Genomic DNA, 16,695 nt, shown 5'->3' with positions numbered 1-16,695 from the left:
GCGATAGAATGCTAAGTTTATTTTTCATCTTTTAGGAGTATATTTTTGGAAGAATTTGATTATTATGAAGTGCTAGAAATTGAACGCACCGCAAGTGGAGATGAAGTCAAGAAAGCATATAGAAAAATGGCATTAAAATATCATCCAGATAGGAATCCTGATGATAAAGATGCTGAAGAAATGTTCAAAAAAATCAATGAAGCTTATCAAGTATTAAGCGATAAAGAGAAGCGACAAATTTATGATACCTATGGCAAAAAAGGCTTAGAATCTAGCGGTTTTGGCTTTAGTGATATGGAAGGCAGTATTTTTGACATCTTTAATTCTGTATTTGGAGGCGGTTTTGGTGGATTTGGAGGAACTTCGAGGCAAAGGAAAAATGAAAAATATCCACGTGATTTAGCAATAGAAGTTGAATTAAGTTTTGAAGAAGCTGTTTTTGGTTGCAAAAAAGAAATTGAAATCCTTTATAAAAATGCTTGTTCTGCTTGTAAAGGAAGCGGAGCAAAAGATGGCAAAATTACTACTTGTAGCACTTGTAAAGGAAGCGGTAGAGAAACATTTTCACAAGGTTTTATGACTTTTGCTCAAACTTGTTCTAAATGTCATGGAAGCGGACAAATCGTTGCAGAAAAATGTGAGAAATGTTCAGGAAAAGGATTCCACGAAGAAAAAGAAAAATTTGAGGTTAAAATCCCAGAGGGTGTAAATAGCAATAATCAAATCCGCGTGCAAGGACATGGAAACAAAATGCCAGATGGCACACGCGGAGATTTGTATGTGGAAATTTACGCTAAAGAAGATGCACATTTTATCCGCCATCACAATGATATTTATTTAGAAGTTCCTGTATTTTTCACACTTGTAATGCTAGGAGGAAATATTAAGATTCCAGCACTTACAAAAGAGCTTGATTTAAAAATTCCAATTGGCGTAAAAGATAAACAACAATTTGTATTTTATGGGGAAGGAGTTAAAAGCGTAAATAGTGGCAAAAAAGGAAATTTTATTGCAGTTGTTAATATCATTTACCCAGAAAAACTAGATGAAAATCAACGCACACTTTTAACACAACTTCATCAATCTTTTGGCTATGAAGATTCCAAACCGATTGCTTGCCATGAAGGCTTAATGGACAAGATTAAAAACTGGTTTAAATAATACAAAAATCCTAAACTCTCCATAGGAGAGTTTTAATATGATTCCTAATTAATACTTGCTTGTCCCTACTTAAAAAAATTGCTAAATTTAGAGAATCCAAACATTATGAATTAAGAAATTTATACACCCCGCAAAAAGAGGTGGGCAGCTATAAAACAGCGTATTTAATAGAAATGCAAGCCTCTAAACTTGAAAGCTCATCTAGCACACTTTGAGAAACCGCATCATCAACTATAATAAGAGCTAATGCTTCTTTTCCATAGCGTCCAAGACGAAAATCTGCAATATTAATATTATGTTTTGCTAAAGTCGTCCCAACAAATCCAATAACACCGGGAGTATCATCATTTCTAAAAAGAATCATTTTGCCTTTTGGTTCAATATCAAGTGCAAAATTATTAATATTTACAATTTTTGGAGTGTTTTCATTAAAGACAGTTCCACTTACACTAAATGTGCCTTTTTGGGTCAGTAGCGTAAGTTTAATTTGATTTTTATAAATCCCTTGCGATTCCTTACCTTCTAGCTTTACTTCAATTCCACGTTCTTGCGCTACATATGGAGCATTAACATAATTGACTTTATCGCCAACTGTGGCATTTAGGATTCCAACAAGCGCAAATGTTGAAAGAGAAGAAAGATATTCTTTAATCTCTCCTTCTGCTTCAAGAGTAATAGAGCGCACTTCATCTTTATTAATTTGAATTGCAAAAAATGCCATTTTTTGCACAAGTTCCAAATATGCTTTCATAAAACTAGGTAATTCATTCTCTTTGATAGGCAAATTCAGCGCATTAGGAAAACTTGAACCACGAGCAGCTTCTAACGCTGCTTGTGCAGCTTGAATTGCAATTTTCTCTTGAGATTCTAATGTATTAGCACCAATATGTGGCGTTACATAAATATTCTTTAAATCCAAAAGTTTATTACTTGTGCCGGGTTCTTTTGTAAAAACATCAATTCCCGCCCATCTAACCTTACCAGATTCCAAAGCTGCATACAACGCATCTTCATTATATAATCCACCGCGCGCGCAATTAATCAAAATCACACCATCTTTCATTTTTGCAATCTGTGGAGCATCAATCATATTGATTGTTTCTTTATTTTTTGGAGTATGGATTGTGATAATATCACAGCTTAAAATATCATCAAAATTTCTTGTATATGCGATTCCAGCATCTGTGGCTTTTGCTGGATTGATATAAGGGTCATAAGCAATCACTTCCATTTCAAAGGCTTTCATACGCTTTCCTACCCTACTTCCAATATTACCAAATCCAATAATACCAAGCTTTTTGTCTTTTAATTCTGTTCCATACCAATCTTCACGCTTCCATTTGCGCTCTATTTTAAGTTGAGTATTCGCATCAGGAAAATTGCGAATTGCGCTTAAAATATGCGCACAAGTTAATTCAACTGCAGCAATAGTGTTAGCGGTTGGCACATTCATAACTACAACACCTTTTTTGCTAGAGCTCTCAATATCTACATTATCAACTCCAACACCCGCACGCACAACAGCGCGTAACTTTGATGCAGAATCCAAAAAACCAGTATCCACATCTGTAGAACTTCTTGTAATTGCTACATCTGCTTTATGCAACTCTTTCTTCAACGCATCTTTTGGCAAATCCGCCAAATTTAACATTGTTACATCTGCATCTTTTGAAAGTAAATCCAAACCGCTTTGATGGATATGATCACAAATAATAATTGTATATTTTGACATCAAAAGCCTCCATTTTAAGTTTTAGATAAAGTATAATCAATTGCATAATGCCTCAATTGTTCTAAAACATTGCGCAAATGATTTTCATCTTCCGTAGCGACAACAAGCCAAATATTTTCGCCTATTTTATAATAAGAATATTCGATGTTATGCGCTCCAAAGACTTGGTTAATACAAAAAAATTGATAATCATTAATCACACCCACAGAAACTCTAAAAACTTCTTTTGTATTCTTTTTAATATTATTTGCATACAAAAGTTTTACTTGTAATTCAGAGGCAGGATAAATAAACTCTCTCTCACTTTGCCCAGAGAGGCGATTTATCCAATCCGGAGGAGAAGAATACGACTGCATATCACTGGGTTTTGCCAACTCATAAGGACTAATCTCTGGCAATTCATAAATATTCATCGCTCCGATATAATTACGAATCAAAACAAATAACAATATGCAAGTAAAGATTGAAAAAACACCAATTAACAACCTAGTTTGCATATTCTTAAACCCTCATTAAGAGATTTGGTCTTTGATAATATCCCCTAAAGTCATCTTATCACTTGCATTATCATTAAAGTTTTTTAGATTTGTTTTTTCTTTTTGTCTTTCTAAACGGCGCACAGACACACGAACTTTATTATTTTGTGCATCAATTAGAGAAATAACACCATTAATCTTATCGCCAATTTTAATTTCCTCTTTTTTAAGAGGCACTAAATCTTCATTGCGAATTAACGCATCCATAGCATCATCAATCTTAATAAATACACCAAAATCTTTAATATCTCTAACCGTTCCAACCACCGCATCATCTAAAGAATATTTCTTTGCAAATTCATCGACAGGAGATGCAATCAATCCTTTGCGTGTTAAAGAAATACGCTCTTTTTGACGATCAATCTTAGCAATTTTTACCTCAACACTCTCGCCAATTTTCATCAAATCTTTGCATTTTTCATTTTTATTCCAATACGCATCTTCATTATGTAGCAAACCATCAATTCCATCAAGTTTAATAAACGCACCAAAATCTGTTAGAGTCGCAACAACGCCTTTTAAAACTTCTCCTTCTTTATGCTTCTTAGCGAATTGATCAAAAGGCTTATCCAAAAGCTTCTTCAAAGATACTCTTAAACGGCGACCTTTTGAATCAATCTCAATCACCTCTACATCAATTTCTTGTCCAACTTTCAAAAACTCTTCTGGATTTTGAATATTTTTATTCCAAGAAATTTCAGAGATATGCAAGAATCCTTCAATATCATTCCCTAAATCCACAAATACACCATAGGGTTCAATATTGCTCACAGCAACCTTAATCGCATCTCCAACTTCAAGCTCGTTTTCTACTTCTTTCCAAGGGTCTTCAGTTGTTGCCTTAATCGATAATGCAAGACGTCTCTTATCTTTATCATAGCTCAAAACTTTAACAGGCACAATATCTTCTTCTTTGTAAAGTTTTGAAGGATTAACAGGACCTTTATAACTAATCTCTGTATAATGCACTAAACCTTCTACACCATTAACATCTACAAACATTCCAAAACTTGTAATTTTCTTAACTTTGCCTTCTAAAACACCTTCTTCTTTTAAAAGATTATCTACGGCATCTTTTTTTATTGTGTTTTCAAGCTCAAATAAACGCTTGCGTGAAATGACGATACTATCTTCTTCAGGTTTTACATTGATAATACAAGCTTTGATTTTTTTACCTTCAACCTTGCTACCTTCCTTAAAAGCTGCAGCAAACTTTGGCATAAAAAATTCAATATCACCACTTTCAACGACATATCCACCTTTGTTGCGTTTTACCACAACACCTTCAATAACTTTATCTTTGTAATCATTACCTAAACTTTGGATATATTGACGCACTTTTTCTCTACGCACTGCTTTTTTATAAGATACAATTGGTTGTTCATTGCGTCTGCCTGTAATAACGATTGGCAAGGTATCCCCCACTTTAAACAACAAATTCCCTTGTGCATCTAAAATCTCATCAAGTGCTACAATCCCTTCTTTTTTTTCTCCGGGAACTGCAATAATCACTTGATTATTTTCAATTGCAACAATATTTCCTTCAGAAATACGCTCACTTTCTTTTTTTTCAAATTGTTCAAACATTGAAGCAAAGTCTTCATTTTCATCAATGACAATCTTTTCTAATTCTTGTGTATTAATACCTACAACAGCCATCTGCACCCTTTTAAAAAAATAAATCTTGGAATTTTAGTCAAACTAGCCTTTTAAAAGTATAAAACTAATACTTTTTGATTGCATTTACAACTTTGTCTATAATCCAATTAGGTGTAGAAGCACCAGCAGTTACTCCACATAATTTTTTGTCTAAAAACCATACAGAATCTAATTCCGAATAATCTTCAATCAAATAACAATCCTTGCAATATTCTTTAGAGATATTATAAAGTTGTTTTGTATTTGACGAATTTTTCCCTCCAACTATTACCATTACATCGACTTCTTTTGCTAAATTCCTAGCAGAATCTTGATTATCGAAAGTCGCATTACAAATCGTATTAAACACTCTGCATTCTGAACAATGACTAATTAAATAATTAGCAATCTCCAAAAAAAGATTAATATTTTTTGTCGTTTGGGAAACAAGAGCAACTTTATCATGCACCTTTACTTGTTTTAAAGATTCTAAATCTTCCACAACAATAGGATTATTGCTACAATAGCTCATTACACCCTTAACTTCTGGATGTTTTATATCGCCAAATATAATAATTTGATAACCCTTAGCACTCATTTCTTCACAAATCTTTTGTGGTTTTGTTACAAAAGGACAAGTTGCATCTGTAATCTTATTTGTTTTTTCTTTGAGTTTTTGTAAATCTTGCTTTGGGATTCCATGTGTGCGGATAATCACTTCAGCATTTTGTGGAATCTCTTGAATATTTTCATTCACCACAACATTAAATTTTTCTTTTAAACGATTAATCTCTTTTGCATTATGAATCAATGGACCTAATGTGATTCCATTTAGTTTTTTCTCTGCTAACTCAATAGCGCGCTTAACCCCAAAACAAAATCCATAATTTTTCGCTAATTTTACTTCCACTTTCTAACTATCCTTTTTGACAAACCATTGTAATAGAGCTTAAAATCTCTAAGAAATTTGGAAAAGAAACATTAATATATTCTGCATTTTCAATCTCCATTCCATTTTTTAACCCAGCAATCGCAAAACTCATTGCGATTCTATGGTCGCCAAAGCTATCCACGCAAGCTTTCTTAAACTCTCCACCTTTGATTTTTAATCCATCATCGAGCTCTTGCGCATCAATACCGCACAATTTAAGATTTTGCACAACTGCTTTAATCCTATCTGTTTCCTTCACGCGCAATTCTGCTGCATTTCTTACGATACTCACTCCCTTTGCGCACGCCATTGCGATTGCCAATGCTGGAATCTCATCAATTAACCACGACATTTTTTCGCTAACTTCTACCGCTTGCAATTCCTTTGGAGCAGAAATTATAATATCTCCGATACTTTCATAAGTTTTAGAAGTTTCTTTATATGTAATATTTACGCCCATTTTCTCTAGGATTCTAAAAGCTTCAATGCGCGTTTTATTGAGCAATACATTCCGCAAGATTCCACTTGCATTTGGAGTAATTGCAATCGCTAAAGCAAAGAAAAAGGCACTTGAAGGGTCAGCTGGAATCTCTAAATTCAAAGGTTTTAATTTTCTCTTTAAAGGCTGAATCACAATCTCTACTGCACCATTTTCTTGCACATTAGATTCTATCTGCGCTCCCATGCCAAGCAATATTTTTTCACTATGATCACGGCTTAGCTCTGGCTCTTTATACACACTTTTATTATCAGCAAATAATGCACTTAAAAGCATTGCAGATTTGACTTGCGCACTTGCAATCTTACTTGTATAGCAAAAAGATTTTAACTTCGGATTTCCTACCACAACTAAAGGGGCAAAATTCCCTTCTTCTCTGCCTAAAATCTCTGCCCCTATACTCCTTAAAGGATCTACGACACGTTTCATAGGACGTTTATTTAAATACATATCGCCACTTAGCACAAAGATTCCATTCTGCGCACTTAAAAGCCCTAGATATAAACGAATTGCAGTTCCTGCATTACCACAATACAAAATTGTATTTGGCTCTTTTATGCACTCTGGCGGAGTCAAAAGCAATCCGTTATCTTGTTTTTTGACTTGCAAACCTAGTTTTTTAGCAATCTCTAAAGTATCTAATGTATCTTCACCTTCTAAATAATTCCGCACAAAACTTGGTTGATGACTTAGCAATGCAAACATTGCACAACGATGCGAGATTGACTTATCTGCGGCAATTTTACTTGTATCAAGTTTAAATGCTTGAGCCTTGCTAACTTCTAATTTCATCGTAGCTCTACTCCGAAAGTCTTTTTAAGCTCTTCTAAAACAACTTCCATTGTCGCATTAATATCTTTTTCTTCAAGCGTCTTAGTATCTGATTGCAATGCAAAACGCATTGTTAAACTAATCTTATCTTGTAAAGTGGAATCCTTATAAATATCTAATGGATAGAATCCTACGATATTTGGCAGTTTTAAAGATTCTATACAAGCTCTAACTTTGTAATAAGGGATATTCTCATCTAAAACCACACTTAAATCTCTTTGCGCTTTTTGGAATTTAGAATACATCTTCACTTGCGGAATCCTTTTTTGTAAAGCTTCCATATTTAGCTCACAAAGATATGTTGTGCCTAGTCCAAATTCTTCTGCAACCTTTGGGTGCAATGTCGCAATAATCCCAACTTCTTTACCATTTTGGATAACCTTTGCGCATTGCCCACTATGGAATAACTGAATTGCACTTTGAAATGCTTGTAAATCAAACTCCCCTATAATACGTGCAATCCTATCACAAAAACCAAAGAAACTTCCCTCAATCCCTTTTGCGTTAGGATAGCGTTCCTCACTTAGCAAACCGCTTTGAACAAACGCCATATTTGTGCCTTGCTCACGCTTTTTGTTATACACAGCACCCATTTCAAACAAACTCACAGCACTAAATCCATTATTAAAATTCCGCTCTAACGCTCTTAAAAGCCCAAGCAAAAGCGTGCTGCGCAGTGTGTTTAAATCTTGCGTAATAGGATTCAACAAATCTAATGCATCTTCTAAGACTTCAAATCCATAACCTTGCAACTTCTCTCTATTTTCAAAAACAAAATGCACCGTTTCATTAAAGCCAACCCCAATAGCTTTTTGTGCCAAATTACGTCTTAAACGATATGTGTTTAAAGCACTATCCCCTTGATTGTGCTGCACAAAATGCAATGGCTCACTTGGCACATTATCAATTCCATAAAAACGGATAATCTCTTCTGCTACATCTTGCAATCCTGTAATATCATGACGGAATAATGGCGGTTCTGCAATAATAAAATTTTCATCACTTGAAATTTCTACTCTAAAGCCAAGCCCTTTTAAAATATTAACAACTTGTAATTTTTCTAGCTTCACTCCAATAATACTTCCCATTAATGATAAATCAATAGTAACAGGATTCTTTGGTTGTATTCCAATAAGCTCTTGTGCATCTGTATATAAAACCCCTTCTTCGCCCAAAAGTAGCCCACAAAGCACCGATAATCCCACTTTTAAATCAGGAGAACTTCCTCTTGAAGTGCGTTGAAAGACTTTTGTATCCACTTTTGCCTTTGCTTCCATTACTTTTTGTGCAATAATCTCTGGGGCAATATAACTTGCCTCTAACGCGATAAATTCTTTTTCTTTTCCAAAAGATTCTTTACTCTCATAAGTGCAAAGATTCACACCAATAATAGATAATTTTTTATTTTCATAATAAATACTCTCAAGCCCGCTCTCATCTTTTTTAAGCGTTAAAACAATCTTTTGTCCATCTAGCTGACAAAAACTTTGTGGATAAGCATTTAAAATCACTCCGCTAAAAAGTGTGCTAAAACTAAGCGCATCTTTTAGCCAAGAGTTTTCTAAGATTCCATTATGTGCGAGTAAAACATTCACACACAATGGCAATACACTAGGTTTTGTTTCCATTGCTTGAAATAACAAAGAAGAATCATACTTATTACTTGTCATAATCTGCAACACACGCCCAATTCCGGGTGCATTATCTGAAACTTTTGGAGGATTTAATGGCTTAAGCTCTAGTTCAAATGCAACACTCAAATCCCTAGCAACCCCCATTAAACTCATACAATCTCCACGATTTGGCGTGATAGAAATCTCATAAATCTCATCATTAAAAAGTTGATATTCACTTAACTCTTTACCAATAACTAGCTCGCCAATGCTAGCATCAAGCTCCATAATACCATCATTGATTTTTGGGAATCCAAGCTCTGTTGAAGAACAAAGCATTCCACAGCTCTCAACCCCTCTTAATACTGCTTTTTTAATAGTAATCTCTGGTAACTTCGCTCCTTCTAACGCAACAGCTACATAAATCCCTTCCCTTGCATTTGGAGCACCACACACAATTTGACGCGTCTCATACGCACCTTCTACACCTCCAATTGCCACTTGTGTAACATTTAGCTTTGTTGCATTAGGATGTTTTTGACATTCTAAAATCTTTCCTACAACCACTTTCTTTGGCGCAACCACCTTACAAAAAGATTCCACCTCTAGCCCAATTTTATTTAAAGTGTTACACATCATTTCGCTAGTAATATTTTCTAGCGGTAAAATATAGCTTAAAATACTACGTGTAAAAATCATTTAAATTGCTCCAAAATTCTTAAATCACTCTCAAAAAATGCCCTTAAATCTGGCACACTATATGTAAGCATTGCAAAACGCTCTACTCCAAGCCCAAAAGCATAGCCGCTAACATTCTCATAACCTACTGCTTTAAAAACATTTTCATCGACAACACCACACCCAAGCACTTCTAACCAACCAGTGTGTGAGCATACACGGCAACCCAAACCTTTACAAAAAATACAACTCATATCCACTTCTGCACTTGGCTCTGTAAAAGGAAAAAAGCTAGAACGGAATCGCACCTTTACATCTCCAAACATAAATTTCAAAAAATCCTCTAAAATAAACTTAAGATGTGCAAAACTCACAGAATCTTTACCTTTTTCGACAACTAAACCTTCCACTTGGTGAAACATCGGCGTATGCGTCAAATCATAATCACATCTAAACACATTTCCCGGACAAATCATGCGAATAGGGGGTTGCTCGGATTCCATTGTGCGGATTTGCACAGGCGAAGTGTGTGTGCGCAATAGCTTTCCGTCTTTAAAATAAAAAGTATCTTGCATATCTCTTGCAGGATGATATTTTGGCAGATTTAATGCTTCGAAATTATGAAAATCATCTTCTACCAAAGGTCCCATTTTTAGCGAGAAATTCATTCCTATAAAATACTCTACAATCCTATCTAACATCAGCATTATAGGGTGGTTTGCACCTCTAAGATTACTTGAGCTAAAAAGAGAAACATCAATTTTTTCTGCATTTAATTTTGCTTCTAATTCTTTTAAACTCAACACTTCTTTTTTATCTGCTAAAGCCTTTTCAAAGCGCATTTTTAAGAGATTTAATTCTTTTGCAAGTGCCTTTTTTTTATCCTCTCCATCGCAATTTTTAAGTTCTGCAAATTTCGCAGTCAAACTGCCTTTTTTTCCCATTACTAAAATGCGGATTTCTTCTAATTCTGTCGTATTTTGCGCATTGTCAATCTTAGAAAATATAGATTCCATTGTCTTCCTGCTTTTATAAAGTAATGATGAGATTGTATAAAAAAATATTTTTACTTTGCTTAATATTTCGGTAAAATTCCATAAATTTAACAAATAGAAAGGTTAGAAAATGAGCGTATTTGAGAAGATTATTAAAGGCGAGATTCCTTGCAATAAAGTGTTAGAAAATGATGATTTTTTAGCATTTCACGACATAGCACCAAAAGCTCCTATCCATATTTTAGTGATTCCTAAAAAATTTGCAAAAGATTTTCAAGAGTTAAACCCCCAAGAAATGGTAGGGCTTACAAATTTTATTCAAGAAGTTGCTAGACTTTTAGGGCTTGACAAAAGTGGCTATCGTCTTATTAGTAATGTAGGCATTGATGGCGGACAAGAGATTCCATATTTACATTTTCATATTTTAGGTGGAGCAAAACTACGCTGGGACAATCTCGCGCAAAACATCTCCGAAAAAGAACGCTTAGAAGAAGCAAAAAAGGGAATGTAAGAAAGAGATACAAGAAAGGATAAACTATGCAAAATTTATTTGTCGTGTTAGTAACATATACAAAACCATTAAACGAGATTGAAAAAATCTTGCCAGAACACCGCGCATTTTTAAGCAAAGGCTACACAAATGGACATTTGCTAGCAAGCGGACCACAGAATCCAAAAGTAGGCGGAATCATTATCGGAAAATTTGATTCTAAAGAATCTGCAGAGACTTTTTTTAAAAATGACCCTTATGCAAAAAATAATGCAGCCACTTACCAAATCTTAGAATTTGCACCTGTGCTACACCACACACTTTTAGAAGAATTTTTAAAATAACAAATACGATTCCATACGCTTTATGCGTTGGAATCTTTTTTACACCTTAAAAAACTCTTTATACCAAGCAACAAAATTTTTAATTCCCTCTTGTATGCTTGTATTTGGCTTATAATCTAACTCGCGCATAAGGTCATCAACATTTGCATAAGTCGCTGGAACATCACCGGGTTGCAAAGGGAACATATTTTTTTGCGCTTTTATGCCAAGCTCTTTTTCAATAGCTTCGATAAAATCCATTAAGCGCACAGGGTTGTTATTGCCAATATTATAAATTTTATACGGAGCTTTTGAGCTATGCGGGTCAGGTGCTTTACCACTCCATTGTGGATTAGATTCTGCATTATTATCAATCACGCGCACAACACCTTCTACAATATCATCGACATAGGTAAAATCTCTCAACATTTCTCCATGATTAAACACATCAATAGGCTTGCCTTCTAAAATCGCTTTTGTGAATAAAAACAACGCCATATCCGGACGCCCCCAAGGACCATAAACAGTAAAGAATCGCAAACCTGTTGTTGGCAATCCAAAAAGATAAGAATATGTATGCGCCATAAGCTCATTGCTTTTTTTACTCGCAGCATAAAGGCTAATAGGGTGATCTACATTATCACTTGTGCTAAAAGGCATATTTTCATTTAATCCATACACTGATGAGCTAGAAGCATAAGCTAAATGTTTAATATTATAATGCCTACACGCCTCTAAAATATTAACAAATCCTACGATATTGCTCTCCACATACGCATAAGGATTCACAAGAGAATAACGCACACCCGCTTGCGCAGCAAGGTTACAAACTTTATCAAATTTTTCATTTTCAAACAGCTTAAAAAGATTCTCTCTATCTTCCAAATTTAACTGCACAAAACGATAATTTGGACTTTTATCACTTTGCACTAATGTATTATAAGCGACTGCATTTTGTGCGATTCCAGCATTTTGCAAACGTCCATATTTAATGCGCACATCATAATAATCATTAATGCAATCAAGCCCAACAACTTCATCTCCACGCTCTAATAATCGTTTTGCGAGAAATGACCCAATAAACCCTGCTGTTCCCGTTACTAAAATCTTCATAACTCACTGCTCTAAAATTTTAAAATATTGTTCCATAAAAATTTGATTTGCTAGCCCATTAAACTTATGGATTCCAAGCGTATCCAAACTTAACTCTACTGCATTCACAACCCAAGAAATCTCACTAATATCAATCATTCCCATATGGTTAATTCTAAAAATTTTTCCTTTTAAATCATCTTGCCCGCCAGCAACATTGACATTAAAAGATTCCTTTAACACTTTTCTAATCTTATCGCTCTCATTATGACACACACAAGTCATACTTAAAGCAGGAATTGTTGGATAAATTTTTAGCCCAATCCCCTCCATTGCTGCATCGCTTGCTAAAGAACGCGCCTTTGTTTGGCGATAAATTGTATCATAGCCAATCTCTTTTGCTTTTTCCAAAAATGCACAAAGTCCAATAATAATCGTAGTTGGCGCAGTCCAAGCAGTTGTATTTTTCACTTGATTTTTAAGTTCTGTTTTGAGATTAAAATAAAAGCCCACATCGCGTTCTTGAATCTTTTCTATTGCCTTTTGACTAAGACCAATAATACTAAGTCCAGGTGGCAACATAAATGCCTTTTGAGAACCCCCAATAAGCGCATCAACATATCTTACATCAAGTTTTTCTACTCCCATTGCAGTGATTGCATCTACAATCACCATAATTTCAGAATTATATTCTTTTATAGCTTTTGCAATCACTTCATAAGAATGTCTTAACCCCCCAGCACTCTCACACGCTTGAATACAAAAAGCATCAATATCAGGATTTGCTTTAAGTGCGTCCATCACTTGTTCTAAACTTGCCGGTATATCCCAAGGATTCTTAATCTCAACATTAGGAATCTTAAATGCCTTAGCAATCTTTCCAAAACGTTCTCCAAACTTTCCGCTATTAATAGTTAAAACTTTTTTTGCACATAGAGAAGTTACACAAGCTTCCATAGCACCGCTACCAGAACTAGCAAGCATTAGCACTTCAGGAAGCCCTATGACTTCTTTTAGCAAAGCACGTGTTTTTGCAAAAATTTCTTCAAATTCTGGAGTGCGGTGGTGAATTGTGGGCTCACTCATTGCCGTGCGGACAAATTCTGGGACAGGTGTAGGACCCGGTGTGAAAAGTAACATAAAATCTCCTCCAAAGTAAATTTAAATAATTATAACGCAAGTTTTACTAACTTTTAATTAACAAGGTATTACTAGAATTATTTTGTTATAATTAACGATTTATTTTACCTAAAGGACTTGTTTTGGATTCTCCACTTGACCATATCATCATCACAAATGCCAAAGAAAATAATCTCAAAAATATCAATCTAAGCATTCCTAAAAATAAACTTGTTGTTTTGACAGGGCTTAGCGGAAGTGGCAAAAGCACGCTTGCTTTTGATACACTTTATGCAGAAGGGCAACGCAGATATATAGAATCGCTTTCAAGCTATGCAAGACAATTTTTAGATAAAATCGGCAAACCCGATGTGGATAAGATTGAGGGTTTAACACCGGCTATTGCGATTGACCAAAAAACAACAAGTAAGAATCCCCGCTCCACAGTTGGCACAATCACAGAAATTTACGATTATTTTCGCTTGCTTTTTGCGCGTATTGGTGTGCAGCACTGCCATTTGTGTGGCAAGCCTATTTCTAAAATGCACGCAAGCGATATTATTGCAGAAGTGTTAAAAATCAAAGAAGATTCCAAAATTTTAATCCTATCCCCAATAATCCGCGAGAAAAAAGGAAGCTTTCAAGACAAGCTAGAATCTTTGCGCCAAAAAGGTTATGTAAGAGCACAGATTAATGGTGTGCTTGTGCGCTTAGACGAAGAAGTCAATCTTGCAAAAACAAAAAAACACACTATAAAAGTCGTGATTGACCGCGTTGTTGTCAAAGAAGATAACAAAGACAGAATCGCGCAAGCCATTGAAAAAGCCTTAAAAGAATCCTATGGGGAAGTAGAAATTGAGATTCTAAATGGAGAGAAAGAAAAACCGACTTTAGTGCATTATAGCGAGCATTTAGCTTGCTTTGATTGCAAAGTTTCTTTCACTCCGCTAGAGCCACTTAGTTTTTCTTTTAACTCTCCAAAGGGAGCTTGTCCAAAATGCGATGGTTTAGGGATTCGTTATACAATTGACACCAAAAAAATTATTGATAAAAACTTGCCCTTAAGCGAGGGTGGAATCAAAATTATTTATGGTTTTAACAAAAGCTACTACAATGAGCTTTTTCGCGCTTTTTGTCTCGCTAATGCAATCAACCCAAAAGCAACTTTTGAAGATTTAGAAGAGCACAAACAAAAATTAATCCTTTATGGAAGCAATAATGAAGTTGAACTAAATTGGAAAAATACTAAACTCAAACGCGCTTGGGCTGGAGTAATCTCTATTGCCCATGATATGTTTAAAGATAACAAAGATTTAAGTGATTATATGAGTGAAAAAACTTGTGAAGAATGCAAGGGACACCGCTTACTTCCTCAAAGTCTAGCTGTTAAAGTTTCTAATAAAAATATTGGGGTTTTATTAGATTTGCCCATTGAAGAATGCTATGGATTTTTTGCAAATCCCAACAACTTCACCCACCTAAACACACAAGAAACAAGAATCGCAGAACCCATTTTAAAAGAAATTTGCGAACGTCTATACTTCCTTTATGATGTGGGTTTAGGATATTTAAGCTTAGGGCGTGATGCAAGAAGCATTAGCGGGGGAGAATCCCAACGCATTAGAATCGCAAGCCAGATTGGTAGCGGGCTAACAGGTGTAATGTATGTGCTAGATGAACCTAGTATCGGATTGCACGAGCGCGACACACTTAAGCTGATTAAAACCCTAAGAAGTTTGCAGCAAAAGGGAAATTCCGTGATTGTTGTAGAACACGATAAAGAAACCATTGAACACGCGGATTTTATCGTAGATATTGGACCGGGTGCTGGGAAGTTTGGAGGAGAAGTTGTTTTTAGCGGAAATCTTACACAACTGCTAAAAAGCAACACCCAAACCGCACAATATTTAAATGGTGAAAAAAAGATTGAATACTTTATGCGAAGAGCGCAAATTGAATGGATTGAGATTTGCAATGTAAATATCAACAATATCCATAATCTAAATGTGCAACTTCCTTTGGGTAATTTTGTCTGTATCACAGGCGTTAGCGGTAGTGGAAAAAGCTCTTTGATTCTGCAAACTCTACTCCCAGTCGCTCAAGAACTTTTAAACAATAGCAAAAAGGTAAAAAAGGTTGATGGTGTAGAGATTTTAGGATTAGAAAAACTTGATAAAGTCATTTATCTTGACCAAAGCCCAATAGGACGAACTCCGCGTTCTAATCCAGCGACCTATACAGGAGCAATGGACGAGATTAGAAACCTCTTTGCGCAAACCAAAGAAGCACAAATTCGCAATTATGGAATCAGTCGCTTTAGTTTTAATGTCAAAGGCGGACGTTGTGAAAAATGTATGGGGGAAGGTGAGATTAAAATTGAAATGCACTTCTTACCAGATATTCTAGTAAAATGCGATGCTTGCAATGGCACACGTTATAACACACAAACGCTAGAGATTGCCTATAAAGGAAAAAATATCGCGGAAGTGCTAACACTTAGTGTTGATGAAGCATGTGAGTTTTTCTCTAAGATTCCAAAAATTTATCAAAAGCTAAAAACTTTACAAGATGTAGGGTTAGGCTACATCACATTAGGACAAAATGCTATTACGTTAAGTGGTGGAGAGGCGCAAAGAATCAAGCTAGCAAAAGAGTTAAGTCGCAAAGATACAGGCAAAACGCTCTATATCTTAGATGAGCCAACCACCGGCTTACATTTTGCCGATGTGGATAGACTTGTGCGCGTATTACATCATCTCACAGATTTAGGTAATAGTGTGATTGTTATTGAGCATAATTTAGATATGATAAAAAATGCAGATTTTATCGTAGATATTGGACCAGAGGGTGGAAACAATGGAGGTTTAGTCGTGGATAGTGGCACACCAGAAAGAATCGCAAAACGCTACAAAAAAACAGGAAGCCATACAGGAAAATTCCTAGCAAAAGAGTTAGGGTTTTAACCTTCGTCAAATGGCTTCCTAAAGGTTTTGAGAAAACACTTAAAGAATGGCTAGATAAAATTAAAGGTAATGCTTCCTAAAGATTCTACAATCA

Annotated in this window: 13 protein-coding genes; 4 read left to right on the top strand and 9 right to left on the bottom strand. The window is 35.2% G+C overall.

What is annotated here, in order from left to right; genetic code table 11:
- Positions 1-45: 45 nt before the first annotated feature.
- Positions 46-1,161 carry a molecular chaperone DnaJ gene (gene dnaJ, locus LS70_RS08400; protein ID WP_034289632.1) on the top strand — a complete coding sequence of 372 codons (1,116 nt, stop codon included), beginning with the start codon at positions 46-48 and terminating at the stop codon, positions 1,159-1,161.
- Between the two features lie 148 nt (positions 1,162-1,309).
- Here dnaJ and serA read toward each other — a convergent pair whose 3' ends face one another.
- The 7 genes from serA to pheS form a co-directional block, all read right to left on the bottom strand.
- The gene (serA, locus tag LS70_RS08395) at positions 1,310-2,893 is read right to left on the bottom strand and encodes a phosphoglycerate dehydrogenase (protein ID WP_034289629.1); all 1,584 of its coding nucleotides are present in this window, start codon (positions 2,891-2,893) and stop codon (positions 1,310-1,312) included.
- A gap of 14 nt (positions 2,894-2,907) precedes the next feature.
- Complete coding sequence (locus LS70_RS08390) at positions 2,908-3,390, bottom strand: hypothetical protein (RefSeq protein ID WP_034289625.1); 483 nt, start codon at positions 3,388-3,390, stop codon at positions 2,908-2,910.
- Between the two features lie 15 nt (positions 3,391-3,405).
- Positions 3,406-5,088 (bottom strand): 30S ribosomal protein S1, encoded by a 1,683-nt coding sequence (locus LS70_RS08385; protein ID WP_052083385.1) that lies wholly within the window; start codon positions 5,086-5,088, stop codon positions 3,406-3,408.
- 64 nt (positions 5,089-5,152) lie between these two features.
- A complete protein-coding gene (locus LS70_RS08380; protein WP_034289622.1) occupies positions 5,153-5,977 on the bottom strand; it encodes a 4-hydroxy-3-methylbut-2-enyl diphosphate reductase in 825 nt (274 codons plus the stop codon).
- A gap of 7 nt (positions 5,978-5,984) precedes the next feature.
- Positions 5,985-7,289, bottom strand: coding sequence for a 3-phosphoshikimate 1-carboxyvinyltransferase (gene aroA, locus LS70_RS08375; RefSeq protein WP_034289619.1), 1,305 nt, complete (start codon positions 7,287-7,289; stop codon positions 5,985-5,987).
- Positions 7,286-9,640, bottom strand: a complete 2,355-nt coding sequence (gene pheT / locus LS70_RS08370; RefSeq protein ID WP_138109418.1) for a phenylalanine--tRNA ligase subunit beta — start codon at positions 9,638-9,640, stop codon at positions 7,286-7,288. The genes aroA and pheT overlap by 4 nt, the downstream gene beginning before the upstream one ends.
- Positions 9,637-10,635 (bottom strand): phenylalanine--tRNA ligase subunit alpha, encoded by a 999-nt coding sequence (gene pheS / locus LS70_RS08365; protein WP_034289617.1) that lies wholly within the window; start codon positions 10,633-10,635, stop codon positions 9,637-9,639. The genes pheT and pheS overlap by 4 nt, the downstream gene beginning before the upstream one ends.
- Before the next feature lie 109 nt (positions 10,636-10,744).
- On the opposite strand from pheS, the gene LS70_RS08360 reads away from it, so the two are divergent.
- Together LS70_RS08360 and LS70_RS08355 are read left to right on the top strand one after the other, a co-directional pair.
- Positions 10,745-11,125, top strand: a complete 381-nt coding sequence (locus tag LS70_RS08360) for a histidine triad nucleotide-binding protein (protein ID WP_034289615.1) — start codon at positions 10,745-10,747, stop codon at positions 11,123-11,125.
- Between the two features lie 26 nt (positions 11,126-11,151).
- On the top strand, positions 11,152-11,448 hold the full coding sequence (locus LS70_RS08355) for a YciI family protein (RefSeq protein WP_034289612.1): 297 nt from the start codon (positions 11,152-11,154) through the stop codon (positions 11,446-11,448).
- Positions 11,449-11,487: 39 nt separating this feature from the next.
- On the opposite strand, the gene LS70_RS08350 is transcribed toward LS70_RS08355, so the two are convergent.
- Together LS70_RS08350 and LS70_RS08345 are read right to left on the bottom strand one after the other, a co-directional pair.
- Positions 11,488-12,540 (bottom strand): NAD-dependent epimerase, encoded by a 1,053-nt coding sequence (locus tag LS70_RS08350; RefSeq protein WP_034289610.1) that lies wholly within the window; start codon positions 12,538-12,540, stop codon positions 11,488-11,490.
- Between the two features lie 3 nt (positions 12,541-12,543).
- Entirely contained in the window at positions 12,544-13,659 is a 1,116-nt protein-coding gene (locus LS70_RS08345; RefSeq protein ID WP_034289608.1) for a pyridoxal-phosphate-dependent aminotransferase family protein, read from the bottom strand.
- Between the two features lie 122 nt (positions 13,660-13,781).
- On the opposite strand from LS70_RS08345, the gene uvrA reads away from it, so the two are divergent.
- A complete protein-coding gene (gene uvrA, locus LS70_RS08340) occupies positions 13,782-16,601 on the top strand; it encodes an excinuclease ABC subunit UvrA (RefSeq protein WP_034289605.1) in 2,820 nt (939 codons plus the stop codon).
- Positions 16,602-16,695 lie beyond the last annotated feature (94 nt).

It is taken from the genome of Helicobacter sp. MIT 11-5569 (genome assembly GCF_000765695.2).
GTDB lineage: Bacteria > Campylobacterota > Campylobacteria > Campylobacterales > Helicobacteraceae > Helicobacter_D.
This window is presented reverse-complemented; position numbering and strand designations above follow the sequence as displayed.

What these genes read in the sequence shown, in the direction of transcription:
- serA (WP_034289629.1), bottom strand. Translation starts at nt 2,893, where the DNA reads ATGTCAAAATATACAATTATTATTTGTGATCATATCCATCAAAGCGGT.
- LS70_RS08390 (WP_034289625.1), bottom strand. Translation starts at nt 3,390, where the DNA reads ATGCAAACTAGGTTGTTAATTGGTGTTTTTTCAATCTTTACTTGCATA.
- LS70_RS08385 (WP_052083385.1), bottom strand. Translation starts at nt 5,088, where the DNA reads ATGGCTGTTGTAGGTATTAATACACAAGAATTAGAAAAGATTGTCATT.
- aroA (WP_034289619.1), bottom strand. Translation starts at nt 7,289, where the DNA reads ATGAAATTAGAAGTTAGCAAGGCTCAAGCATTTAAACTTGATACAAGT.
- pheT (WP_138109418.1), bottom strand. Translation starts at nt 9,640, where the DNA reads ATGATTTTTACACGTAGTATTTTAAGCTATATTTTACCGCTAGAAAAT.
- pheS (WP_034289617.1), bottom strand. Translation starts at nt 10,635, where the DNA reads ATGGAATCTATATTTTCTAAGATTGACAATGCGCAAAATACGACAGAA.
- LS70_RS08360 (WP_034289615.1), top strand. Translation starts at nt 10,745, where the DNA reads ATGAGCGTATTTGAGAAGATTATTAAAGGCGAGATTCCTTGCAATAAA.
- LS70_RS08355 (WP_034289612.1), top strand. Translation starts at nt 11,152, where the DNA reads ATGCAAAATTTATTTGTCGTGTTAGTAACATATACAAAACCATTAAAC.
- LS70_RS08350 (WP_034289610.1), bottom strand. Translation starts at nt 12,540, where the DNA reads ATGAAGATTTTAGTAACGGGAACAGCAGGGTTTATTGGGTCATTTCTC.
- LS70_RS08345 (WP_034289608.1), bottom strand. Translation starts at nt 13,659, where the DNA reads ATGTTACTTTTCACACCGGGTCCTACACCTGTCCCAGAATTTGTCCGC.